Source organism: Ramlibacter sp. AN1133 (assembly GCF_037890035.1).
In the GTDB taxonomy this organism is placed as follows: domain Bacteria; phylum Pseudomonadota; class Gammaproteobacteria; order Burkholderiales; family Burkholderiaceae_C; genus Ramlibacter.
In genome coordinates, this window is sequence record NZ_JBBKTQ010000006.1 from 76471 (window position 1) to 99213 (window position 22743).

General features: G+C 70.1%; 23 protein-coding genes and 1 pseudogene. 10 read left to right on the forward strand and 14 right to left on the reverse strand.

Annotation, left to right across the window (positions count from 1 at the left end):
- The first annotated feature begins 6 nt into the window (after positions 1-6).
- From WG923_RS10065 to WG923_RS10085, 5 genes are read left to right on the forward strand one after another with little or no spacing between them, the layout of a single operon-like run.
- Positions 7-270: a hypothetical protein gene (locus WG923_RS10065; RefSeq protein WP_340350818.1), complete on the forward strand. Its 264-nt coding sequence runs from the start codon at positions 7-9 to the stop codon at positions 268-270.
- Positions 218-955: a Crp/Fnr family transcriptional regulator gene (locus WG923_RS10070; RefSeq protein ID WP_340350819.1), complete on the forward strand. Its 738-nt coding sequence runs from the start codon at positions 218-220 to the stop codon at positions 953-955. Before WG923_RS10065 ends, WG923_RS10070 begins: the two co-directional genes overlap by 53 nt.
- 42 nt (positions 956-997) lie before the next feature.
- Positions 998-1681 carry an aspartate/glutamate racemase family protein gene (locus tag WG923_RS10075; protein ID WP_340350820.1) on the forward strand — a complete coding sequence of 228 codons (684 nt, stop codon included), beginning with the start codon at positions 998-1000 and terminating at the stop codon, positions 1679-1681.
- Positions 1671-2729, forward strand: coding sequence for an Ldh family oxidoreductase (locus tag WG923_RS10080; RefSeq protein WP_340350821.1), 1059 nt, complete (start codon positions 1671-1673; stop codon positions 2727-2729). Before WG923_RS10075 ends, WG923_RS10080 begins: the two co-directional genes overlap by 11 nt.
- 21 nt (positions 2730-2750) lie before the next feature.
- The gene (locus tag WG923_RS10085) at positions 2751-3728 is read left to right on the forward strand and encodes a Bug family tripartite tricarboxylate transporter substrate binding protein (protein WP_340350822.1); all 978 of its coding nucleotides are present in this window, start codon (positions 2751-2753) and stop codon (positions 3726-3728) included.
- Between the two features lie 16 nt (positions 3729-3744).
- On the opposite strand, the gene WG923_RS10090 is transcribed toward WG923_RS10085, so the two are convergent.
- The 12 genes from WG923_RS10090 to ccmA all read right to left on the reverse strand — a co-directional run bounded on the left by WG923_RS10090 (position 3745) and on the right by ccmA (position 14117).
- The gene (locus WG923_RS10090) at positions 3745-4497 is read right to left on the reverse strand and encodes a hypothetical protein (RefSeq protein WP_340350823.1); all 753 of its coding nucleotides are present in this window, start codon (positions 4495-4497) and stop codon (positions 3745-3747) included.
- A gap of 11 nt (positions 4498-4508) precedes the next feature.
- Positions 4509-5399: a hypothetical protein gene (locus tag WG923_RS10095; protein WP_340350824.1), complete on the reverse strand. Its 891-nt coding sequence runs from the start codon at positions 5397-5399 to the stop codon at positions 4509-4511.
- Positions 5400-5597: 198 nt separating this feature from the next.
- On the reverse strand, positions 5598-6296 hold the full coding sequence (locus WG923_RS10100) for an aspartate/glutamate racemase family protein (protein WP_340350825.1): 699 nt from the start codon (positions 6294-6296) through the stop codon (positions 5598-5600).
- Between the two features lie 413 nt (positions 6297-6709).
- Entirely contained in the window at positions 6710-8122 is a 1413-nt protein-coding gene (locus tag WG923_RS10105; protein WP_340350826.1) for a sigma-54-dependent transcriptional regulator, read from the reverse strand.
- 4 nt (positions 8123-8126) lie between these two features.
- Entirely contained in the window at positions 8127-9503 is a 1377-nt protein-coding gene (locus tag WG923_RS10110; protein ID WP_340350827.1) for a sensor histidine kinase, read from the reverse strand.
- Between the two features lie 129 nt (positions 9504-9632).
- Positions 9633-10673 carry a D-cysteine desulfhydrase gene (locus tag WG923_RS10115; RefSeq protein WP_340350828.1) on the reverse strand — a complete coding sequence of 347 codons (1041 nt, stop codon included), beginning with the start codon at positions 10671-10673 and terminating at the stop codon, positions 9633-9635.
- 197 nt (positions 10674-10870) lie between these two features.
- Positions 10871-11401 (reverse strand): DsbE family thiol:disulfide interchange protein, encoded by a 531-nt coding sequence (locus WG923_RS10120; RefSeq protein WP_340350829.1) that lies wholly within the window; start codon positions 11399-11401, stop codon positions 10871-10873.
- On the reverse strand, positions 11398-11868 hold the full coding sequence (ccmE, locus tag WG923_RS10125; protein WP_340350830.1) for a cytochrome c maturation protein CcmE: 471 nt from the start codon (positions 11866-11868) through the stop codon (positions 11398-11400). Before ccmE ends, WG923_RS10120 begins: the two co-directional genes overlap by 4 nt.
- Positions 11865-12053: a heme exporter protein CcmD gene (ccmD, locus tag WG923_RS10130; RefSeq protein WP_340350831.1), complete on the reverse strand. Its 189-nt coding sequence runs from the start codon at positions 12051-12053 to the stop codon at positions 11865-11867. Before ccmD ends, ccmE begins: the two co-directional genes overlap by 4 nt.
- On the reverse strand, positions 12050-12799 hold the full coding sequence (ccmC, locus tag WG923_RS10135; RefSeq protein WP_340350832.1) for a heme ABC transporter permease CcmC: 750 nt from the start codon (positions 12797-12799) through the stop codon (positions 12050-12052). Before ccmC ends, ccmD begins: the two co-directional genes overlap by 4 nt.
- The gene (gene ccmB / locus WG923_RS10140; RefSeq protein ID WP_340351063.1) at positions 12796-13461 is read right to left on the reverse strand and encodes a heme exporter protein CcmB; all 666 of its coding nucleotides are present in this window, start codon (positions 13459-13461) and stop codon (positions 12796-12798) included. The genes ccmC and ccmB overlap by 4 nt, the downstream gene beginning before the upstream one ends.
- A gap of 56 nt (positions 13462-13517) precedes the next feature.
- Positions 13518-14117, reverse strand: a complete 600-nt coding sequence (gene ccmA, locus WG923_RS10145) for a cytochrome c biogenesis heme-transporting ATPase CcmA (RefSeq protein WP_340350833.1) — start codon at positions 14115-14117, stop codon at positions 13518-13520.
- A gap of 356 nt (positions 14118-14473) precedes the next feature.
- Between ccmA and WG923_RS10150 the strand changes: the two are divergent.
- Positions 14474-14731: pseudogene (locus WG923_RS10150) on the forward strand (c-type cytochrome); the annotation flags it as partial.
- 215 nt (positions 14732-14946) lie between these two features.
- Here the strand turns inward: WG923_RS10150 and WG923_RS10155 are convergent.
- Both WG923_RS10155 and WG923_RS10160 read right to left on the reverse strand, forming a co-directional pair.
- Entirely contained in the window at positions 14947-16131 is a 1185-nt protein-coding gene (locus WG923_RS10155; protein WP_340350834.1) for a c-type cytochrome, read from the reverse strand.
- Complete coding sequence (locus tag WG923_RS10160; protein ID WP_340350835.1) at positions 16115-17293, reverse strand: c-type cytochrome; 1179 nt, start codon at positions 17291-17293, stop codon at positions 16115-16117. The genes WG923_RS10155 and WG923_RS10160 overlap by 17 nt, the downstream gene beginning before the upstream one ends.
- Before the next feature lie 180 nt (positions 17294-17473).
- Here WG923_RS10160 and WG923_RS10165 point away from each other — a divergent pair, with 180 nt between their 5' ends.
- The 4 genes from WG923_RS10165 (at position 17474) to WG923_RS10180 (ending at position 22730) form a co-directional block, all read left to right on the forward strand.
- Positions 17474-18574, forward strand: coding sequence for a 6-bladed beta-propeller (locus WG923_RS10165; RefSeq protein WP_340350836.1), 1101 nt, complete (start codon positions 17474-17476; stop codon positions 18572-18574).
- Positions 18575-18787: 213 nt separating this feature from the next.
- Positions 18788-19642, forward strand: coding sequence for a cytochrome c3 family protein (locus WG923_RS10170; protein WP_340350837.1), 855 nt, complete (start codon positions 18788-18790; stop codon positions 19640-19642).
- A gap of 92 nt (positions 19643-19734) precedes the next feature.
- Positions 19735-20793, forward strand: coding sequence for a peptidylprolyl isomerase (locus WG923_RS10175; protein WP_340350838.1), 1059 nt, complete (start codon positions 19735-19737; stop codon positions 20791-20793).
- Positions 20794-20813: 20 nt separating this feature from the next.
- Positions 20814-22730, forward strand: a complete 1917-nt coding sequence (locus WG923_RS10180) for a hypothetical protein (RefSeq protein ID WP_340350839.1) — start codon at positions 20814-20816, stop codon at positions 22728-22730.
- Positions 22731-22743: the final 13 nt, after the last annotated feature.

Consider the following 22743-nt stretch of genomic DNA (forward strand, 5'->3'; position numbering starts at 1 on the left):
AGCACAATGAACGCGGAGGAATCCGCCGTGCCGGTGGGCCGTATCGAGGGCGAGGTGGGAACGATCGTGGCGAACTGCAAGCTGCCGCCGCAGCCCGATGCGGCGCTGCATGCGATCCTGTCGGAGCTGCTGGCGGGCACCGGTGCGATGGCCGGCCGCACGCCGGGCGCCGACCGCGCGCACGGCCTCGTCCAGGTCGCCGCGGCGGTCAACGACCATGGGCGCAGCTTCGAGCATCCCGGCTTCCGTCCCCCTCGCGCACGCCACTGAGCGGCCCCGGGCGCCGCGCGGGCGGTCCGCCGAGGCGCTGCTCAAGGCGCTGCCGCTGTTGCGCGCGATCGAGCCGGCGGCGCTGGCGCGGCTGGCCGCCGCCGCGCAGCGCCGGTCCCTGCGGGCCGGCGAGCGCGTGTTCAGCCGTGGCGACGATCCCACCGGCTTTTACGTCGTGGTGTACGGCCGCATCCGGCTGCTGGGGCGCGCGCGGCATGGCGAGCGCCTCGCCGGCACCGTCAACGCCGGCCAGAGCTTCGGCGAGCCGGTGCTGTTCCTCGAGCGGCCCGCGCTGGTCGATGCCGAAGCGGCGACCGACGCGCTGGTGCTGCACCTGCCGAAGGAGGCCGTGTTCGCCGAGCTGGAACGCAGCCCCCTGTTCGCGCGCCACCTCGTCGCCGGGCTGAGCGCGCGGGTGGAGGCGCTGGTGCAGGAACGCGAGGCGCACGATCGCCGCGACGGCCGCGCGCGGCTGGCCGATTACCTGGGGCGGCAGGCCGGCGGCGCGGCCGAACACAGCTTCGTGCTGCCGGCCACCAAGGCCGCCGTCGCGGCCCACCTGCACCTGACGCCCGAGCACTTCTCGCGCCTGCTGCACGGCATGGCGCAGGAAGGGCTGCTGCGGGTGGAGGGCCGGCGCATCACCGTGCTGCAGCCGCAACGCCTGGCCGCATCCGCGCGTTAACGCGCATCGACGCGGATCGGCGGCAGGCTAGCATTGCGGCCGATGTCCGTCGCCCCCCGCATCGCCCTGATCCACGCCACCCCGCTCGCCATGGAGCCGATCCAGGCGGCCTTCCAGCGGCAGTGGCCGCAGGTGCGGACCCTGAACCTGCTGGACGACAGCCTCTCGCACGACCGGGCGCAGGCCGGCCGGCTCACCGACGAACTGGTGCGCCGCTTCGAGGAGCTGGCCCGCTATGCGCAGCACGCCGGCGCCAGCGGGATCCTGTTCACCTGTTCCGCCTTCGGCCCCGCCATCGAGGCCGCCGGGCGCGCCACCGGCCTGCCGACGCTCAAGCCCAACGAAGCGATGTTCGAGCAGGCCCTCGCGCTGGCGCGCGGGTCGCGGCCGCTGCACCTCGGGCTGGTCGCCACCTTCCAGGCTTCGCTGCCTTCCATGACCGAGGAACTGCAGGACATGGCGCGCCGGCGCGGCATCGCCATCGACCTGCGCACGGTCTTCGTGCCCGAGGCGATGGACGACCTCGCGCAGGGCCGTCCCGCGGACCACCACCGCAAGATCGCGCAGGCCGCACGCGCGCTGGCGCATTGCGACGCCGTGATGCTCGCCCAGTTCTCGATGGCCGCGGCGCTTCCCATCGTGCAGGCGGAACTGCCCTGCCCCCTCTTCAGCAGCCCCGATTGCGCCGTGCGCGCGCTCATGCAGAGAATGTCGAATGCCCGATAACCGCATCCCCGTCGCCAAGGTGTGCCGCTTCGTCAACGCCGCGATGGAGCGGCTGGGCCTGCCGGCGGAGGACGCGCTCACCGTCGCCCAGCTCATGACCGAGGCCGAGGTGCAGGGCTCCGACGGCCACGGCGTGATCCGCCTCGTGCCGTATGCGCGGCGCATCCGCGCCGGCGGCGTCAACGTGCGGCCGCACATCCGCATCGTCAAGGAGAAGCCCGCCATGGCGCTCCTCGACGGCGACAACGGCATGGGCCACCTGGTGATGCAGAAGGCCACCCAGATCGCGATCGCCAAGGCCCGCCAGTGCGGCGTGGCGTGGGTCGGGGCCCGCAGCTCCAACCACGCGGGGCCCGCCTCGCTGTACGCGCGCATGGCGCTGGAACACGACCTGATCGGCATGTACTTCGCCGTCGGCAACGCCAACCACCTGCCGCCCTGGGGCGGGCTGGACATGCTGCTGTCCACCAACCCCATCGCCGTGGCCGTGCCGGCCGGCGACGAGCCCCCGGTGGTGCTGGACATGGCGACCACCGTGGCCGCCTACGGCAAGGTCAAGGCGAAGGCACAGCGCGGCGAGTCCATGCCGGAAGGCTGGATGATCGACCGCCAGGGCCAGCCGCTGACGGACCCGCGGCGCGCCGAGGAAGGCTTCCTGCTGCCCATCGGCGGCTACAAGGGCTACGGGCTCGCGCTGGTGATCGGCATGCTCGCGGGCACGCTCAACCAGGCGGCGATGGGCAGCGAGGTGATCGACTTCAACCACGACGACACCACGCCCACCAACACCGGCCAGGCGATCCTCGTGATCGACCCCGACGCCTTCGGCGAGGTCGACGCGTTCAAGGCCCGCGTGGACAAGCTGGTGCGCGAGATGCGCGCGAGCGAACGCCTGCCCGGCGTGGAGCGCATCTGGCTGCCGGGCGAGCAGAGCCACGAGAAACGCATCGTCAACGAACGCGACGGGCTCGCGCTGCCGCCCACGCTGCGCGCGCAGCTCGATGCGCTGGCGCGCGAACTCGCGATCCCGCCGCTCGCCGACATCTGAAGACTGCAAGAGGAGACCGCCATGCCGCACCCCACCCGCCGCTTCGCCCTCGCCCTGCTCGCGGGCCTCTGCGCAGCCCCCTGCGCGCAGGCGCAGGCGCCCTGGCCCGCCAAGCCGATCCGCATGATCGTGCCGCTGGCCGCCGGCAGCGCGGTGGACAACGCCGCGCGCATCGTGGCGCAGAAGATGGGGCAGAACCTCGGCCAGTCCATCGTGATCGACAACAAGCCCGGGGCGGCCGGCCTGATCGGCGCCGGCGAGGTCGCCAAGGCGGCGCCGGACGGCTACACGCTCGGCGGCTTCAACGACAGCATCATGACGATGCTGCCGAACATGAACGCGAAGATGCCCTGGGACATCGTGCGCGACTTCGAGCCGGTGTCGCTGGTGGCGACGGTCGAATGGGGCCTGGTGGTGCCCACCGACGCACACGAGAAGACGGCCGCCGACCTGATCGCGGCGGCGAAGAAGGCCCCGGGCCAGATCAACTACGGCTCCGGCGGCAACGGCAGCCCGCAGCACATCGCGATGGCGCTGTTCGCCTCGCAGTCCGGCGTGCAGATGAAGCACGTGCCCTACAAGGGGGCGACGCAGGCGGCGATGGGCGTGGCCGGCAAGGAGGTCGACACGGCCTTCCAGGGCATCGCCACCGTCACGTCGCTGATCAAGGCGGGCAAGGTGCGGCTGATCGGCGTGACGACGCCCAAGCGCATGCCGCAGTATCCCGACGTGCCGACCGTCTCCGAATCGGGCCTGGCGGGATTCGAGTTCAATTCCTGGTTCGCGATCATGGCGCCGGCGGGCACGCCGAAGGACATCGTGCAGCGCCTGTCCACCGAGGTCGCGAAGGCGCTGGCCGACCCGGAGGTGCGCGACAAGCTCAACGCGCAGGGCCTCACGCCGCGTGGCACCACGCCCGAGGACCTCGGCACCGCGATGAAGGCGCAGCTGGCGAAGTACGGCGCGCTGATCCGGCAGAACGGGATCACGGCGGACTGAAGCGCCCGGCGCGCCTTCAGAAGCTCGCGCGGTAGCTCACGCCGGCGGAAAGATCCGGGAAGCCGGGCGTGAAGGCCCGCCGGACATACGCCTGCCAGCGATGATCGCCCTGCGCCAGCGCGGTGTAGAGCGTCGCCTCGGGCAGCATGGCGTCGCCGCCCACGGCCTGGCGCCAGGAGGCGTAGCCGCCCGCCTCGATGCGCGCGCCGACCATCCGCCAGGCGCCCAGTTCACCCTGCCAGGCATTGCGGCCGGGATCGGTGCCGGGCAAGGTGCCGGCCCGGCGCCAGCCGACGTACCCGAACAGGTTCCAGTCGCCGGCCGGCCGGCGCAGCGAGACGCCCATGGACTGGCCGGCTGCGCCCATGTCCACGCCGCCCACCGCGAGGCCGCTGCCGGTCTGCAGGCGCAGGACCAGGTCCGCGGCGATGGCCCCGGGCGCCGCTTCGCGCAGAGGCACCACCAGCTTCAGGCGTGCCTCGCCGACGCCCTGGTCGGCGGCCCGGCTGCCCGGCACCGGCGGCGTCGCGACGTCGGCGAGCCCGGCGACGCGCCGCCACGGCAGCTCGAGGCGGGCCGCCCAGCCGTCGGCGCGGTAGCGCACGCCGAGCATGGACTCCCGCACCGGCACGCCGGAGGGATAGTCGAGGCCGCCGGTCGAGACCTCGCTCGTGACGTCCACGGCGAGGCGCTCGTCCACCGCCGGAGCGCCGGCGGCGGCAGCGCAGGCCCATCCGGCCGCGAGCAGGAACACGCCGGCGCCGCGCATGGTGGCCTCGCTCAGACCCCGCCCTTGCCGGCCGGGCGGCGCTTGCCGCCGTGGCTCGTCTCGGCGCGCGCGACCAGTTCGCCGCGGACGTCGTCGCTCAGGCGATGGCCCTTGGGATCGTCGCGGCCCTTGCCGCCGGACTCGGCTTCACGGGCAAACTTGTCGTCGCCCTGGGGCGCGGCGTGCGGGTCGCCGCCACGGCGGCCTTCGGAGGCTTCGCGGGCCATCTGGTCCTCGCCCTTGGGCGCGGCGTGCGGGTCGCCGCCACGGCGGCCTTCGGAGGCTTCGCGGGCCATCTTGTCCTCGCCCTGGGGCGCGGCGTGCGGGTCGCCACCGCGGCGGCCTTCGGAGGCTTCGCGGGCCATCTTGTCCTCGCCCTGCGGCGCGGCGTGCGGGTCGCCGCCACGGCGGCCTTCGGAGGCTTCGCGGGCCATCTTGTCCTCGCCCTGGGGCGCGGCGTGCGGGTCGCCGCCACGGCGGCCTTCGGAGGCTTCGCGGGCCATCTTGTCCTCGCCCTGCGGCGCGGCGTGCGGGTCGCCGCCACGGCGGCCTTCGGAGGCTTCGCGGGCCATCTGGTCCTCGCCCTTCGGCGCGGCATGCGGGTCGCCGCCACGGCGGCCTTCGGAGGCCTCGCGGGCCATCTGGTCCTCGCCCTGCGGCGCGGCGTGCGGATCGCCGCCACGGCGGCCTTCGGAGGCCTCGCGGGCCATCTGGTCCTCGCCCTGCGGCGCGGCGTGCGGATCGCCGCCGCGGCGGCCTTCGGAGGCCTCGCGGGCGAGCAGTTGGAGCGCGACCGGCGCGATACTCGCCTGGCGCTCGAGCTGCGACGGCACGGGGGTGGCCAGAGCAGCGGTCGATAGCACGGCAGCGCAAACGGCGGAGAGGGAGAACAGGGTCTTCATGGATGGGCCTCGATGGTGTGTGGGGTTTGCTAGCGGTGCTGTTGCACTCGCTCCCTCTCCATTGCGACTCCCGTGCCATGCCCCTTTATGCCTATTAGTTCTCATTTGCACGGGTGCGCGGCCCGAAGGTGCGGGTGTGCGCCCCCAGGCCGGCACTTCCGCGTGGGGCTCTACACCCCCCGATTCCGTATCAACACCCTACGGTGTAACGCCGATGGCTCGACGGATGGCCGCCCGCGCCAGCAGCCGCGTGGAGTCGAGCGTGGGCAGCGGCGAGTTGCCGTCGTCGAGGATCAGCGGCAGTTCGGTGCACCCCAGCACCACCGCATCGCAGCCCTGCGATTGCATGCGGCGGATCACGCCCTGCAGGTAGCTGACCTGCTGCGGGCGCTGCACGCCGCGCACCAGCTCGTCCATGATGAGGCGGCCGAGCTCGTCGCGCTCCTCGCCGGTGGGCCGCAGCCATGCCAGGCCCTGCAGCTCGAACTGCTCGGGATAGACCTCGCTGTCCACCAGCCAGTGCGTGCCCAGGATGCCGATGCGGCGATGGCCGCGCGCCGCCGCCTCGCGGGCGACGACCTCCGCGATGTGCAGCCACGGCAGGGGCGAGCGCGGCGCCACCCGCGCGAAGGCCTGGTGGATGGTGTTGTCGGGACAGATCAGGAAGTCGGCGCCGCAGCGCGCGAGCTTGTGCGCCGACTCCAGCATGAGGTACGCGAGGCCCTCGGTGTCGCGCGCATCGAGGCACTCGACATAGCGATGCAGCGAGGGCGTGTGCATCGAGACTTCCGGATGGCGGTGCGCGCCGAGCGCGGCGGGCGCCTCGCCGCAGATCGTGCGATAGCACAGCGCCGCGCCTTCGGCGGAGCAGGCGACGATTCCGATGTGCTGCGGCATGCCGGCCTCCGTGGGAGGAGTCATGGTGCCACAGCAGCGCGCCGCGCGCGACGCGGAGCACGCCCTCCTGCGCCACTCGCCTGCAGCACGCCGAACCCACGAAACCAGCGGCGGGCTGCATGCGCATGGCGCAGGAGGTCATGACCAGTCGAAGCCCGGATGCGCCTCTGGTGGACGTTGCGGGCTGCAAGCCGAGGGGAGGAACCGTGCCGCGGCGGTTTCCGCCTGCGGCACACGGCGCGGAACTGCGCGCGTCACCATCCTCTGCAGCTTGCGTGCCAGCGCGTGGACGGCCCATTTCGGCGCTCCGGAGCGTCGCATTCGTGGAGAATCTCACGCCCGCGCGGCGCGGCTGGGTGTGCTCACCCAGGCAGGGTGCGCGCTGGCGCACACCCAGGTTGTATCAAGGCATTTCAGCGCTCGTTGCGCTGCAGTCCGTGCTTGGCCATGCGATAGCGCAGCGTGTCGCGCGTGACCTGCAGCGCGCGCGCGGCGAGGCTCACGTTCCAGCCGTGCGCCTCCAGCGCCTGCAGCAGGTGCTCGCGCTCCACCGAGTCGAGCGGCGCCACCGACGGCGCGCGGGTGGAGATCGGGGGCGGCGGCACCACGGTGCGCACGGGCGCGGCCGGCATCGGTGCCTCGGGCGCGGACAGGCCGAGGTCCTCCGGCAGCAGCACCGGGCCGCGCTGCATCAGCACCGCCCGCTCCAGGCAGTTGCGCAGTTCGCGCACGTTGCCCGGCCACGGATACCTGCGCAGCGCCGCCGCGGTGGCGGGCTCCAGCTTCAGCGGCGGGCGCGCGTAGCGCGTGGCCAGCCGCTGCAGGAACTCCTGCGCCAGCAGCAGCACGTCGTCGCCGCGCTCGCGCAGCGGCGCGATGCGCACCTGGAACACGCTCAGGCGGTAGACCAGGTCGCTGCGGAAGCGGCCGGCCCGGGCCTCGGCCGCGAGGTCGCGGTTGGTCGCGGCCACGATCCGCACGTTGATCCTGCGGTCGTGCACGGAGCCGATCGGGCGCACCTTGTAGTCTTCCAGCACCCGCAGCAGCTTGCCCTGCAGCGACAGTTCGAGCTCGCCGATCTCGTCGAGGAACAGCGTGCCGCCGTCGGCCGCCTCGATCAGGCCCACCTTGCGCGCGTGCGCATCGGTGAAGGCGCCCTTCTCGTGGCCGAACAGTTCGTCCTCCATCAGGTTCGCCGGCAGGGCCGCGCAGTTCACCTCGATGAAGGGGCCGCTGGCGCGCGGGCTGGCGAGGTGGCAGGCGCGCGCCACGAGTTCCTTGCCGGTGCCCGTCTCGCCCTGCACCAGCACCGGCGGCGCCGGCGAGTTGTCCGTCGGCTCGGAAGCCGCCACGGCCTGGATCATCTCGCGCAGCTGGCGCATCTGCGGGCAGTCGCCGATCAGCGCGTGCACGCTCGCATGCTGGTTGTCGCGCTCCTGGTAGTAGCGCAGCATCGTGCGGCCGGCGCGCTCGCGCACCGCGCGCTGCACGACCTCGTCGAGCGAAGCCAGCGACAGCGGCTTGGTCAGCAGGTCCATCGAGCCGGCCTTCATCGCCTCCACCGCGAGGTTGATGGTGCCGTGGCCGGTGATCATCACGATGCGGATCTCGTCGTCCATGCGCCGCAATTCGCGGATCACTTCGAGGCCGTTGAACCCGGGCAGCTGGAAGTCGACGATCACCACGTCGGGGCGCAGCTCGCGCGCGGTTTCCACGCCCGTCTCGCCGTCGTGCACGACGGCCACGGTGTGGCCCTGGCGCTCGAAGTAGCGCGCGATGTTCTTGGCCAGGACCAGTTCGTCCTCGATGACCAGCAGTTGTGCCATGACTTCAGCTTCCTTCCCTGGGGGCGACCGGCAGCGTGATCGTCACGCGCGTGCCCGCGCCGTTGCGCGAGAATAGGTCGATCGTGCCGCCCCACTGGGCCAGCGTGCGGCGCGCCAGCGCCAGCCCGATGCCCAGCCCGCCGCTCTTGGTGCTGAAGAACGGGCGGAACAGCGCCTGCCGCACCTCCTCGCTCACGCCGGTTCCCTTGTCGTCCACCGTGATGTGCAGCTGGCCCTCCTGTTCCTGCCAGCCGACCGCCAGCGGGCCGCCGCGCGGCATCGCCTCGATCGCGTTGGCGAGCACGCTCAGGAGGATCTGCCGCAGCATGGGCGCATGCGCCAGCACTTCCGGCGCCTCGCCCCCCTGCAGCTGCCACGCCACGCGCTGGCGGGTCATTTCCGGCTGCAGCTCCTGCAGGCAGTCGCGCCACATCGGCGTGGTCGCCACCGGCGCGAGCGGCAGCTGGCTGGCGTGCGAGACGCGCACCAGCTCCGTGATCCAGCGGTTGGCCCGGTCCACGGACTGGATGATGTCCTCGCGGTGCTCCGCCTGGTCGGCCTGGTGGGCGGGGCTGCCGTCCATCATTTCGGCCGCCGTGCGGATCGAGGCGAGCGGATTGCGCAGGTTGTGCGCCACCGCGCCGGCCAGTTCCACCGCGCTGGAGAGCGCCTGCGATTCCGACAGCTTCTTCTGCTGCTCGCGCATGATCCGGTCGGCCCGCCCGACCACGCCGTTGAGCGCGAGGAACAGCACCACCGCGGAACCCGCGCAGGCGACCCAGAGCTGCAGCACGGCCTCGCGGATCGCCGCACTGAGCTGCACGGGCACCTTGTACAGCTCGATCACGCCCAGCACCTGCGGCGACTTGTCGTCGGCGAGGATCGGGATGTAGCTCTCGACGTAGTAATGGGTCTGCTGCGACAGGCCCTGGTGCTCCAGCTTGTCGTGCTGGCTGCCCAGGGTGCCGCTGTGCACGACGAGGTCGCCGTGCAGGGCCTCCTGCAGTTCGGGGTTGTCGGCGTCGCGCCGGCCGATCAGGTCGCGGTCGGTGGACCAGAGCATGGTGCCGTCGGCGCCGAAGGCGTTGGCCCGCACCGGCTCGGTCATGGAGGACAGGTGCTCCATCGAGCCGAGGAAGCGCTGGCGCAGTTCGTCGTCGCGCGGGCTGCGCAGGAAGTCGGCGGACCGGTCCGTCGACAGCAGGTTGCGGATGAACTCCATGCTCACCTCGCCCTCGCGCCGCAGCATGCGCTCGGTGAGCATGTCCGACAGCAGCCAGCCCAGGCCCAGCGCGATGCCGACGATCACGATCAGGCTCGTGACGGCGAAGCGGCGGCGCAGGCTGAAGCCGGCCGTGTACGGCATGGTGGCGGAAAGCACGTCCCCGGTCCCCTGGATGAATCCCTTGCGGGCATTGTGCAGAAGCCCCTGCGGCCGCGCCAGCCGGGGAACTCCCGGGGCCGCCGAACGGCGCCGGGCCAGGGTTTCAGCCCCGTCGCCGGGGCCGGTTCACGCCGGCAGGTCCTTGCGCTCGCCCAGCACTTCGGGCTCGTACGCGTGCAGGGACGGCAGGCCGCCCGTGTGCAGGAACAGCACGTTCTCGTCGGGTGCGAAGGCACCCTCGCGCGCCAGGCCGATCAGGCCCGCCATGATCTTGCCGGTGTAGACCGGGTCCAGCGGGATGCCTTCGGTGCGCGCCAGCAGTTGCACGGCCTCCACCATGCGGGCGTTGGGCACCGAGTACTTCGGCTGCCAGTAGCCGCCGACGCACTGGACGTCCTCGGGCCGGACTTTCAGGCCGACCCCCAGCAGGTCCAGCACCGCCTGGGCTTCCTTGAGCACCAGCGGCTGCTGGTCGGCCGGGTCGCGGCTGACGCCGATACCGGTGATCGGGATGCGGATGTTGTTGCCCAGGAAGCCCGCCACGAGGCCGCCGTGCGTGCCGGAGCTGCCGGAGCCGACCACGATGCGGTCGATGCGCACGCCCTGCTCGAACAGCTGCTGCTGCAGTTCCTGGGCGCAGGCCACGTAGCCCAGGCCGCCGATGGCGTTGGAGCCGCCGCCGGGAATGATGTAGGCCTTGCGACCGAGCGCAGCGACCTCCCCGGCCACCTGCTGCATCGCCGCGGCCATGTTGCTGCCGCCGGGAACCACGGTGATGGCCTCGACGCCCAGCAGGCGGAACATGAAGTTGTTGCCGCTGGCGTCCTCGCGGTAGCTGTCCGGCACGCGCTCCTCGATCACGAAGCGGCACTTGAGGCCTTCCCTGACGGCGGCGGAGAGCGCGATGCGGCAGTGGTTGGACTGCGGCGCGCCGCAGGTCACCAGGGTGTCGGCGCCTTGCGCGAGCGCGTCGGCGACGAGGAACTCCAGCTTGCGCGTCTTGTTCCCGCCGGGGAACAGCCCCAGCATGTCATCGCGCTTGATCCACACCCGCGGCCCCTTGCCGCCGGGGCAGCTGGCGGCGAGCGCCCGGGTGAAATGGGGCAGGAATTCGAGCGGCGTCTCGAACGGCGTATACCGCCGACGGGGAAAGCGTGACAGGTCCATGGCGGAAGATGGTAGTGCATCCGCAGTGGCGGCCTGTTCGAGCCGCGTGTGGAACAGCCGGACGCAGAGGACGCAGAGGACGCAAAGGGTACGCAGAGGACGCGAAAGAACATCCAGAAAATTGTTCTGGTAATCCTTTTTGCGTCCTCTGCGTACCCTTCGCGTCCTCTGCGTCCGGAAGTCCTGTCTTCGGCTGTTTACGCCGCCTTCAGCTTCGCGATCAGCGGCAGGATCTCGTCCTTCAGCGCTTCGGGCGTGATCGGGCCGATCTGCTTGTGGCGGATGACGCCGTTCTTGTCGATGATGAAGGTCTCCGGCACGCCGTACACGCCGAAGTCGATGCCGACGCGGCCGTCGAGGTCGTACGCCGACAGCATGTACGGGTTGCCCTGCTGCTCCAGCATCTTCAGGGCGTCCTCGCGCTTGTCCTTGTAGTTCAGGCCGATCAGCGGCACGGTGTTGGATTTCGCGATCTCGACCAGCAGCGGATGCTCCACCCGGCACGCCACGCACCACGAGGCATAGACGTTCAGCATCCAGACCTGGCCCTTCATGTCCTGCGGCGAGAAGGTCTTGTCCGCGGACACCACCTGCGGCACGCGGAACTGCGGCGCCGGCTTGTCGATGAAGGTGGACGGCAGCTTGCGCGGGTCGCGCGTGAGGCCGATGCCCAGGAAGATCGCGATCACCAGGAAGATCGCGAGCGGGATGAGGTGCTTGACTTTCATTGCTGTTGCTGGAGCGTCGAGGGGCTCAGGTGCTTCGTCTGCGCATCGACCTTCTTGGCCTGGTCGATCGCGTGCTGCGCCTCGGCCGGCATGTAGTTCTCGTCGTGCTTGGCCAGCACCTCGGTGGCCACGAACTTGCCGGAGGCGTCCATCTTGCCCTGCACCACCGCGCCCTTGCCTTCCTTGAACAGGTCGGGCAGCAGGCCGGTGTAGGCGACGTTGACGTCCTTGACGGTGTCCGTCACGACGAAGTAGGCGGTGAGGTTCTCGCGCTTGAGCGAGCCTTCCTTGACCAGCCCGCCGATGCGGAAGGCGCGGCCTTCCGGCGCCTTGCCCGCGAGCACCTCGGTGGGCGTCACGTACAGGGCGATGTTGCTGTTGAGCGCGTTGAGCACCAGCGCCGCGGCGGTGCCGACGGCAGCGACGCCGGCCAGGACGATCGCGCCCCTCTTCTTCCAGTTTTTCATGCCAGTTCCCGGTCCATCTTTTCCGCCCGCGCACGCCGCCGCAGGCTGCGGAGGATCGCTTCGGTGCGCTTCCTCAGCGCCACCTGCTCCCATACCAGCGCCACGGCACACACGCCGAGGCTGCCCCACACATAGAGGCCGTAGCCTCCCATGTGCCAGAAATCGCTCATCGAGTTCCAGATCATGCCGTGGCCTCCGGCAGGCGCAACACCCAGTCGGTGTGCGCTTCGCGTTCGAGGATGATCGCGCGCAGGCGGATCAGCGCGGCGGCGATCGAGTACATCCAGAAGCACAGGGCCATCAGCAACATACCCCAAAGCATCGTCTGTGCCATCGAAGGGGCCTTGGTCATGGAGACCGAGGAGCCCTGGTGCAGCGTGTTCCACCACTTCACCGAGAAGTAGATGATCGGCACGTTCACCACGCCGACGAGCGCCAGGACGGCCGCGGCGCGGTCGGCGCGGCGGGGCTCGTCGATGGCCGCGTGCAGCGCCATGAATCCCAGGTACAGGAACAGCAGTATCAATTCCGAGGTGAGGCGCGCGTCCCAGACCCACCAGGTGCCCCAGGTCGGCTTGCCCCACAGCGCGCCCGTCCACAGCGACAGGAAGGCCATCAGCGCGCCGGTGGGCGCCAGCGACAGCGCCCACATGGACGACAGCCGCGTGTTGAACGCCATGCCCATGCCGGCCCAGAAGGCCATCACGATGTAGATGAACATCGACATCCACGAGGCGGGCACGTGCAGGAAGATGATGCGGTAGCTGTCGCCCTGGGTCGCATCCGTCGGGGCGACGAAGAAGCCCACGTACAGGCCCGCGATGCCGAACAGCACCGTCAACGCCCAGAACCAGGGGATCAGGCGTCCCGCCACCGGGAAGAAGCTGTAGGGGCTGGCCAGCTTGAACCAGTTGATCAGTCTGAGACTCATTCCAGCGAAATCCTCAGGGCGGCGGTTGTCGCCCATGGCACGAAAAACAAGGCCAGCGCAAGAAGCGCGCCCAGCAGGGACAGGTGCCCGGCGGCACCCTGTCCGGACAGATGAGCCTGCACCGCACCGGCCCCGAAGATGAGGGTGGGAATGTACAAGGGCAAGACCAGCAGGCTCAGCAAGGCTCCCCCTCCGCGCACCCCCAGCGTCAGCGCCGCGCCCACCGCCCCGATCAGCGACAGCACCGGGGTGCCGATCAGCAGGCCGAGCGCCAGGATCCACAGGGCGCCCGGGTCCAGGTCGAACTGCAGCCCCAGCACGGGCGCCAGCACGACCACCGGCAGGCCGGAAACGATCCAGTGGGCGATGATCTTTCCGAACACCAGCAGAGGCAATGGAGCGCTCGAGAGCACCATTTGTTCCAGCGTTCCGTCCAGATGGTCGGAATAAAACATCCTTTGCAGGCCCAGCATGGTCGCCAGCAGGGCGCCGACCCACAGCACGCCGGGGCCGATCTTGCGCAGCAGCGCCGGCTCGGGGCCGATGCCCAGGGGGAACAGGCTGCTCACGATCAGGAAGAAGAACAGCGCCGTCAGCACTTCGGCCTTGCGCCGCATGGCCAGCAGCAGGTCGCGCTTGAGCACGGCCACCAGGGCCTTCATGGGGTGGACGCCGGCATGCGCCTGCACCGGGGCGGCGATAGGGGGACGCACGGCGCTCACAAATCCACCACCTGTCCGGGCGGCAGCGGGATGGCCTGGTGGCTGGTCATCACCGCGATGCCGCCGGCCTTGACGTGGTCGGAGATCAGGTTGGACAGGAAGTCCACCGCCTTCACATCGAGCGCCGTGAAGGGCTCGTCCAGGATCCACAGCTGCGCGGGGCGGGCGACGGTCTGCGCCAGCAGCACGCGGCGCTTCTGGCCCGCCGAGAGGAAGCGCACCGGCAGGTCCTCGCGCCCGGCCAGGCCGAAGCGCGCCAGCGCATCCTCGGCCTGCTCGCGCGTGAGGTCCACGCCGTCCATGGACGCCGAAAATTCCAGGTTCTCCAGCGCGGTGAGGTCCTCCTTCACCGCGGCGCGGTGGCCCAGGTACATCAGTTCGCGGCGGAAATCCTCGCTGCCCACCTTCTCGCCGTTCCAGCGCACCTCGCCCTCCTCGGGCTTGGCGAGGCCGGCCAGGATGCGCAGCAGGCTGGTCTTGCCGGCACCGTTGGGGCCGCGCACGTGCGCCCAGGTTCCCGGGCCCACGGAGAACTCCAGGCCGGAGAACAGCGGGCGCGTTCCGCGCACGCAGGTCAGACGATGGGCAGTGAGCATGACCCGGATTCTGCTGCACCCCGGACCCAGGGCGACATTTACCCCGGCGCGAGCGGTTGAGCGAGGTCAATCGGAGCCAACGCCGCGGCCCGTCTTCCCAATCGCAGGAAAACGCAGCGCGGCCATTCTTTCCAGCGGGAGAGCCGGCGCTGGCGACTGAAAGTTTCCTGTCAGCCCCGGGTCCGGAACCTTGATGCCGGTCAAGGTTTGGCGGGGCCGGGGCGGTTTCCGGCCTGTCCGGCCCGGCCGGCATGTGGCTTGCAGTGTCGTCCTCGGTCTTTTCAACCTGCAACCGTGGAGAGTGTGAGATGAAGGTGATTGCTGGGGGACTCCTGGTCCTCGCGACGATGGGTGTGGCTTCGACGGCCTTCGCGGCCGACGGCAAGGCCGTGTATGACGCGACCTGCGCGATGTGCCACGCCGCCGGCGTGGCCGGTGCCCCGAAGTTCGGCGACAAGGCGGCTTGGGCGCCCCGGATCGCCACCGGCAAGGCGGCCTTGGTCACTTCCGTGACCAAGGGCAAGAACGCCATGCCCGCCAAGGGTGGCAATGCGGCCCTGACCGATGCGGACATCGCCGCCGCGGTGGACTACATCACCGCCGCCGCCAAGTAATTCCAGGGCGCCCACCAGCGCCCTTTTCCAGCCCACTTTGTTCATGCGGCCTTCGGGCCGCTTTTTTTTTTGAACTGCCGAAGGCAAATTGCCGGACGCAGAGGACGCAAAGGGTACGCAGAGAGCGCAAAAGAAAACCATCTAAAGTTTTCTTTGTCTTCTTTGCGTCCTCTGCGTACCCTTCGCGTCCTCTGCGTCCGGCTGTCCGGTCTTCGCTACTTCCCAGCAGCCTGCGACGTGCGAATCCCCTCCACGGGATGGAACGCCCGCGCGATGTACGCGGCCAGGGCCTCGATTTCGCTGTCGGTCAGGACGCTCTTCCACGCCGGCATCGAGGTGTCCGGCAGGCCTTCGCGGATGGAGCGCAGCAGGCGCTCGCGGGTCATGCCCTTCATCTGCTCGTCGCTCGTGAGGTCGCGCGGATGCGGCTCCAGGAAGCTGCCGATCCAGCCCTTGGCGGTGCCGTCGCCCGCATGGCAGAAGGCACAGTTCTTCTGGAACAACTGCTCGCCCTTCAATTCCTGCGCGCTCGCGCCCACCAGCACCGGCGGCTTGTCGTGGATCACGTAGTTGGCGCCGATCTGCGCCTCCGCCCGCGCGGGCGAGCGCACCGGCACCGTGCCGTCGCGCTGCGCGAAGGTGTGGGTGGCCGGCCGCTGCGGGTGCGACACGCCGGTCGGCTCCGAGCGCGGCACGTCCTGGTGGCAGCTGGTGCAGTACGCGTCGCGCGGGAAGCTCACCGGCCGCGATTCCCAGACCTTGCCGGGGTCGTTCACCTTGGCGTGGTCGTGGCAGGTGATGCAGGCGCTCTTGAACAGGCGCAGGCCCTGCTGCTGCGGCGGGGTGAGCTGCTCGAACGGCGTGTCGATGGCGATCTCGCCCTTGGCGAACGGGAAGGCGGCAGCGTTGCGCTCGTGGTCCGGCCAGCCGTTTTCCTTCGTGTGGTAACGGGTGTTGGGCGCCCGCTTGACGAGGAATTCGTCGCGCACGAATTCGGAGACGGCCTTCATTTCCTCGTCGTTGAGGATGCCCGTGAAGCCCTTCATGGCGGTGCCCGGCCGGCCGTTCTTCACCGCCGCGAGGATGCGCTCGACCGGCATTTCCTCCGGCTTCGTGCCCTGGAAGTCGCGCGGCTTCGGGTCGAGGTAGGTGGCCGCCAGCGTCTTCGCGTCGCCGGAGTAGCCGTGGCAGAAGTAGCAGCGGAAGTTGTAGACGTCGCGCCCGAGCTTGAGCGTGGCTTCGCTCGGGGGGGCGGCGGCGGCAACGGGGGTCTGGCGGGAGGCGGCGCCCTGGGCGCCGCCGGGGGCTTCGCCGCAGCCGCCCAGCGCGGCGAGGCCGGCAAGCAGGAGCGGCGCCGCCAGACTGCGCAGCACCTGCCCCCACTCACTTGTTCGCGACATTCTTCTGCGATCCTGGCTGGATGAAGGCGCGGAACACGTATTCGGACACGTTGGCGATTTCCTGTTTCGTCAGCACCTTGTCCCACGCCGGCATCTCGGTGCCGCGGCGGCCCAGGGACACGGCGTCGAAGATCGTCGGCCGGTTGAACGAGGCGCGCGACTTGGGCGTCGTGAAGACTTCGGGCTTCGGGTTGATGAAGTAGGCGCGGGGGCCCTGGCCGTCGCCCTTGACGCCGTGGCAGGTCGCGCAGTTCGCATCGTAGAACTTCTTGCCCGCCACCGCGTTGCCGACCAGGCCGTGCGGCATCGGCGCGCGCATGTCGATCTTGCCGTCCTTGTCCAGCGTGCCGCCGCCGTGGCCGTGCGCGGCATGGTCCTCGCCGCCGCCGGCCGCGTGGTTGTGCTCGTGCTTCTCGGCCCCCTTCTTCGGCTCCGCCGCCGGGGCGCCGCGGGCATGGGTGCCGGAGATGTTGGCGTTCTGCTCCGGGATGCGCATGAAGGCGCCGCGGATGTAGTCGACCACGCTCTCCATGTCGTCCTTGCTCAGGCGGGCGCCGTAGCCCTGCATCGCGGTGTTGGGACGGCCATTGGCCACCGCGGCCAGCATGCGGTCGCGCGTGAGTTCGTTCTTCGCCCCGGGCGAGGAGAAGTCGCGCGGCGCCGGGTTCAGGTTGGCGCTGGCCCACATGGAGCCGGAGCCGCGGTCGCCGTGGCACACGGAGCAGATGCGCGCGTAGATCTGGCGGCCGCGGCTGGCGTCGGCGGCCACGCTCGGACGCATGAAGGTGTCGCGCACGTAGTCGACCACCTTGGCGATCTGGTCCTCGGTGAGCTGGGAACGCCAGCCGACCATGGCCGTGCCGGGCACGCCGGTGGTCACGGCGGCGATCATGCGCTCGCGCGTGAGCTCCTGGGCGGACTGGGCGCTGGTGAAGTCGCGCGGCGCCGGCTTCAGGCTGCCCTTGGCGCGGCTGTTGCCGTCGCCCTGGTCGCCGTGGCACACCGAGCAGTAGTTGTGGTACAGGGCCGCCGGCGTCTGCTGCGCGGCGGCGGGCCCGCGGTCGCCGGCAAGGGCCGAACCGCCGAGCCAGCCCGCGGCGAGCGCCAGGGCGGCGGCCAGCCAGCGGCGGGCGGAACGGGACGAAATCGAGGCTGTGAACATGCTGTCTCCGAACAGATGGCGTCTGCCGTGCAACTTCGGTGCCAAGGCGGCCGCGTCATGGCATGGGCCTTGCGTTTCGCTCCCATACGCCGGCCGGAGGGGCCGGCCCTGCCCCCGTGGAGGCCCACCCGTATGTACCCCCGATTCTCGAAAGCGAGCCGCATCCTTGCGGTTCTGGGAATGTGCAGCCTGCTGCTGTTCGCCGGCTGCGCGGAGGCGCCCAAGGCTCCGCCCAGGAAAGCCGAGATTCCCGTCTATCCGCCGGCGCCGGACACGCCGCGGTTCTACTACGAGCGCACGATCCGCAGCAGCGCCGACGTGACCGCCGACGACAAGGACAGCTCGCTGCGCCGCGCGCTGACCGGCGAGAACCGCACCGGCGAGGGCCTCGACAAGCCCTATGGCGTCGCCGCGCGCAACGGCCGCATCTACATCGGCGACACGGCCGCGCGCAACGTGATCATGTTCGACCTCAACGCAAAGAAGTACAAGCGCATCGGCACCGAGGATCCGGGCGCCATCCGCATGCCGCTGGGCATCGACCTCGACGCCGACGGCAACCTGTATGTGCTGGACGCCACGCTCAAGAAGATCTTCGTCTACGACGGCGAGGGCAAGTACCTGCGCACCATGGCCCAGGACATCAAGTGGAGCCGCCCGGTCGGCCTGACGGTCGACAGCGCCAGCAAGCGCATCTACGCGGTCGATGCCGGCGGCGTGGACAGCACCGAGCACAAGGTGCGCGTGCTGGACCTCGCCACCGGCAAGCTGCTGCTGGAAATCGGCAGCCGCGGCAACGGCCCCGGCGAGCTGAACCTGCCGCGCGACGTGGCGATCGGCCACGACGGCCTGGTGTACGTGGTCGACGGCGGCAATTTCCGCATACAGGTGTTCGACAAGGACGGCAAGTTCGTCAAGACCTTCGGCGGCATCGGCCGGCGCAGCGGCCAGTTCGCGCGCCCGAAGGAGATCGCGGTCGACCGCGAGGGCAACCTCTATGTGGTGGACACCGCCTTCGCCAACGTGCAGATCTTCAACCCCGACGGCCAGCTCCTGCTGGACCTGGCCGCGCGCGGCGACAACGACGGCCCCGGCCGCTTCATGCTGCCCTCCGGGGTGGCGGTGGACGCCGACGGGCGCGTCTACCTGGTCGACCAGTTCTTCCGCAAGATGGATGTCTTCCGCCCGGCCGGCCTGCCCGCCACCGCGCGCTACGGCGATCCGCTGGCCCCGCAAGCCCCCGCCACCGCCGCCAAGACGGCCCCGCCGGCGGTCCGCTGAAGGCCCTCGCGGCTGCCTGCTTCCGGGAATGGAAAAGTTCCGTTTCCCGGTTGCGGGAAGCCCACCCCTGGAAAGCTTGACGGGCGTCAAAGGAATGTCCCCGCCAAGGCCCAAAAGCGGCTGTGCGGGGTTGGCACACAAGATGCGTCCAAGCCCGGCAAGGGTTGCGGGAGGGTTCCGCGGCTGCTTACCCCGAACTTCAAGGAGATGGATATGGGCTGGAATTGGGTCGCTAGCGCGACGACTAGAAAGGGCATCGGATCCCTGGCCGGCGCGATCGTGCTGGTGGCGGCGGCGCTGATTCCCGCGGCGGCTTCGGCACAGACCGGCATCGCCGGCACGAAGCACAACCTGCGCGGCACCCTCGCGGGTCAGAACAAGTTCACCTCGAACGACGGCAACACGGAAATCTGCGTGTTCTGCCACACGCCCCACGGCGCGGACACCAGCGCCTCGGTGCCCCTGTGGAACCGCGTGCTGGCCGCCCCGAGCACCTACAGCACGTACGACGAGCTGAAGACCTCCACGCTGGACGGCAAGGTCATGGCCGTCGGCTCCGTGTCGCTCGCCTGCCTGTCCTGCCATGACGGCGCGACCGCCATGAGCACCGTCATCAACGCGCCGGGCTCCGGCAACTACGACCCGGCCGGCTTCGCGATGCAGGGCACCTGGAGCGGCGGCAACGTGAAGACCACGGGCGAGATCGCCGGCGGCATCACCCTGATCGGCAAGGACCTGAAGAACGACCACCCGATCGGCATCCAGTACGCGGGCGGCGGCTACTTCAGCAACGCCGGCGTGGCCGCGGGTGCGAAGGTCGACCCCGACTTCAAGGAGCCCCAGAGCGCCACGCTGAACAACTCGCTGGTGTGGTGGGTCGACACGACCGCCGGCACCGCGGGCAGCCGCCAGAAGACGGACATGATCCTCTACACGCGCAACTTCGAGAGCAAGGACCAGCCCTTCGTCGAGTGCGCCAGCTGCCACGATCCGCACAGCGAGAACACCACGTTCCTGCGGATCAAGAACGATGGCAGCGCCGTCTGCCTGGCCTGCCACACGAAGTAAGCACGACGACAGCGCCACTCCAGCGAGTGGCGCGCTTATTGCAGATAAGGGGCCGCAAGGCCCCTTTTTTTTCATTCGTGAGGAACGTGCCCATGAACATCGAGCAACAGCCGGCAGTCATCGCTCGGCGCCCCGCGCACCCCTCGCTGCGCCTGGCCCTCGCCGCCGCCTGCATCGCCGCTGCCTGCAACATGGCGTACGCGCAGCATGCGCCCGCCGCCGCGGCGCCGCCTCCCGTGTTCGCGAAGATCGGCGACAGCGTCATCAGCGGCGAGCAGTACGACGCCGCCTTCGCGCAGGCCGCGCGCGGCAAGTTCTATCACGGCAATCCCTCCGAAGCGGCCATCGCGCAGCTGCAGCGCGAAGTGGGCCAGAAGCTGGTCGACGAGGCCCTGCTCTACTCGGAAGCGCAACGCCGCAGGATCCAGCCCGATGCGGCCGCGGTGCAGAAGGTGATCGACGGCTACGACCAGCGCTACAAGGACAGCGCGCAATGGAAGGCCAATCGCGAGAAGGTGATGCCCGGCCTGAAGGCGAAGCTGGAACGCGACAACGTGATGGAGCAGCTCACCGCGCAGGTGAAGAACGTGCCCGCGCCGGGCGCGCAGCAGCTGCAGAAATACTACGACGACCACAAGGACAAGTTCACCTCGCCCGAGCAGGTGCACATCCGCCTGATCCTGCTGAAGGTCGATCCCTCGGCCCCCAAGGCCCAGTGGGACGGCGCCAGGGACGAAGGCGCGGCGATCACCAAGCGCCTGCGCGCCGGTGCCGACTTCGCCGAGCTCGCGCACCTGCATTCGGGCGACGACTCCGCCAAGCGCGGCGGCGACATGGGCTACATCCACCGCGGCATGCTGCCCGAGCCCGCCGAGAAGGCGATCGATGCGCTCAAGCCCGGCGAGACGAGCGAGCCGGTGGTGCTGCTCGAAGGCGTGGCCGTGATCCGGCTGGAAGCGCGCAAGGAACCCGTCCTCAACAGCCTCGAGTCGGTGCGCCAGCGCGCGCAGGAGCTGTTCCAGCGCGATGGCGGCGAGCAGGCCTGGACGGAACTGCTGGCGAAGCTGCGCCGCGACACCCCGGTGCAGCTCGATGAATCGCGCTTCCTGCCCCTGGCGGCGAACGCGTCCGGGGCCTCCCCGGCCCGTTGAGCGGCCGCGACAGGCAGTGAATGCACCCGGCCCGATGGAAGCTCACCCTCATCGCCTGTGCGGCCGCGAGTGCGGCCGCACAGGCGCAGGTGACGGCGCCGTCGGATGCGGGGCACATTCCGTCGACGGCGCCCCCCGCGGCGGAAGAAGCCGGGACGCCTGAGCGCAGCTGGCGGCTGCCGCCGCTGCGCGTCTCGGGCACCCTCTCGTACGACATGCGGGCCGCCCGCAGCGCCGGCGAGCCGTCGAGCATCGCCCACGTGCTCACGGGAACGCTCGGCACCAGCACCTACATCTACGCGCCCTGGCTGGCCACGGTCTCCGGTTCGGTGGGCCTGAGTTCCAGCATCTCGCACGCCGGCTCGGGGCTGGGCTCCGGCCTGGGCACCGGCGGGTTCCAGGACGGCGAGCTGCACGACCGGCTGCGCACGCGCGAGAACTTCATCACCGGCAATGCGCGCATGGACCTGTTCCCGCGCAGCCGCTTTCCCTTCGAGCTCCATTTCGACCGGCAGGACAGCCGCACCGACACCAACCTCGCCTCGGCCATCGAGTTCCAGCGCCAGGGCTTCGGCGGCTCGATGCGCTACCGCCCCGAGTCCGGCCTCTACAACCTCACGGGCGCCTACGACCACCGCACCCAGAGCGGCTTCGGCTTTCGCAGCAAGCAGGACTCGCTGTCGGCCGACTTCACCACGCACTGGAAGGCCAACGAACTGGCCCTCGGCGGAACGTTCAACCGCGCGCTCAACGAAGGCCTCGACGACGAGAGCCGCTTCACCAGCCTGGTCGCGCGCCACAACTACGCGCCGTCCACCGCGCTGTCGATCAACAGCACCGCCAACCTCACCCGCACGGAGCAGAGCGGCATCGGCACGTCCGACCTGCGGGTGCTGCAGCTGAGCAGCGTCGGCATCTACCATCCCGAGCTCTCGCCGCTGACGCTGACCGGCACCGTGCGCGGCGTGGCGTTGCGCGATCCGGTCTCCGATACCGGCAACGACGCCGTCGGGGCCACGCTGGGCGCCAACTACCAGTTCAATCCCAACCTGCGGCTCACCGCCAGCGGCGGTGCGCAGGTCACGCGCACGGACGGCGGCACCACCACCTTCTTCACCGGCAGCGCGGGCGCCACGTACCAGGGGGATTCGCTCGAGTTCCGCGGCATCCACTACGACTGGTTCGCCAGCGGCAACCTGGCCAGCTCGCTGGCGGACAACAGCACGCAGGGATCCGTCACCGAGCGCACCCTCGGCCTGCAGCTGGGCCACACCGCCAACCGCAGCTGGCGGCTGTCGCAGTATTCGTCGGTCGGCATCAGCGGGAGCCAGTCGCTTTCGGTGACGAATTCGCACTCCAGCCGCGACGAGACGGGCATCGGCATCGGCACGACCAAGACGCTGCTGAATACGGTGGCCCTGAACTGGCAGCAGACCGGCGACGGCAGGCAGGGATACGCGCGCGCGTCGTACAGCGACTCGATGGAGCTCGGCGGCGGCAGTGCCCGCTTCCAGTTGCTGAATTTCCAGCTTTCCGGAAACTTCGAGCTCGGCTACGGCCGCTCCGTCACCGCCGACTTGACCTACCAGCGCTCGATGCAGCGCTCCGGCAACCTGCCGACATCGCTGGATCCCCTGTCGGGCGCCGTGCTGCGCACGCGTTCCTCGGGCGCTTCCGGCGAGGTCTCGTTCCGGCAGAACCAGTTGTTCGGCATTCCGCGCCTGCGCTTCGTCTCGCGCGTGAGGCTGGCCCAGGATGTGCTCAAACAGCCGGGCCAGCTGCTGTCGATTCCCGATCGTGAGACGCGACTGTGGGAGAACCGGCTGGAATGGAACATCGGCCGCCTGACGTCGCAGCTGGAACTGCGGCTGTCGCAGATCGACGGCAGGCGCGTGGATTCCCTGTGGCTGCGGGTGCAGCGCAACTTCGGCGACTAGCGCGCGGCGAAAG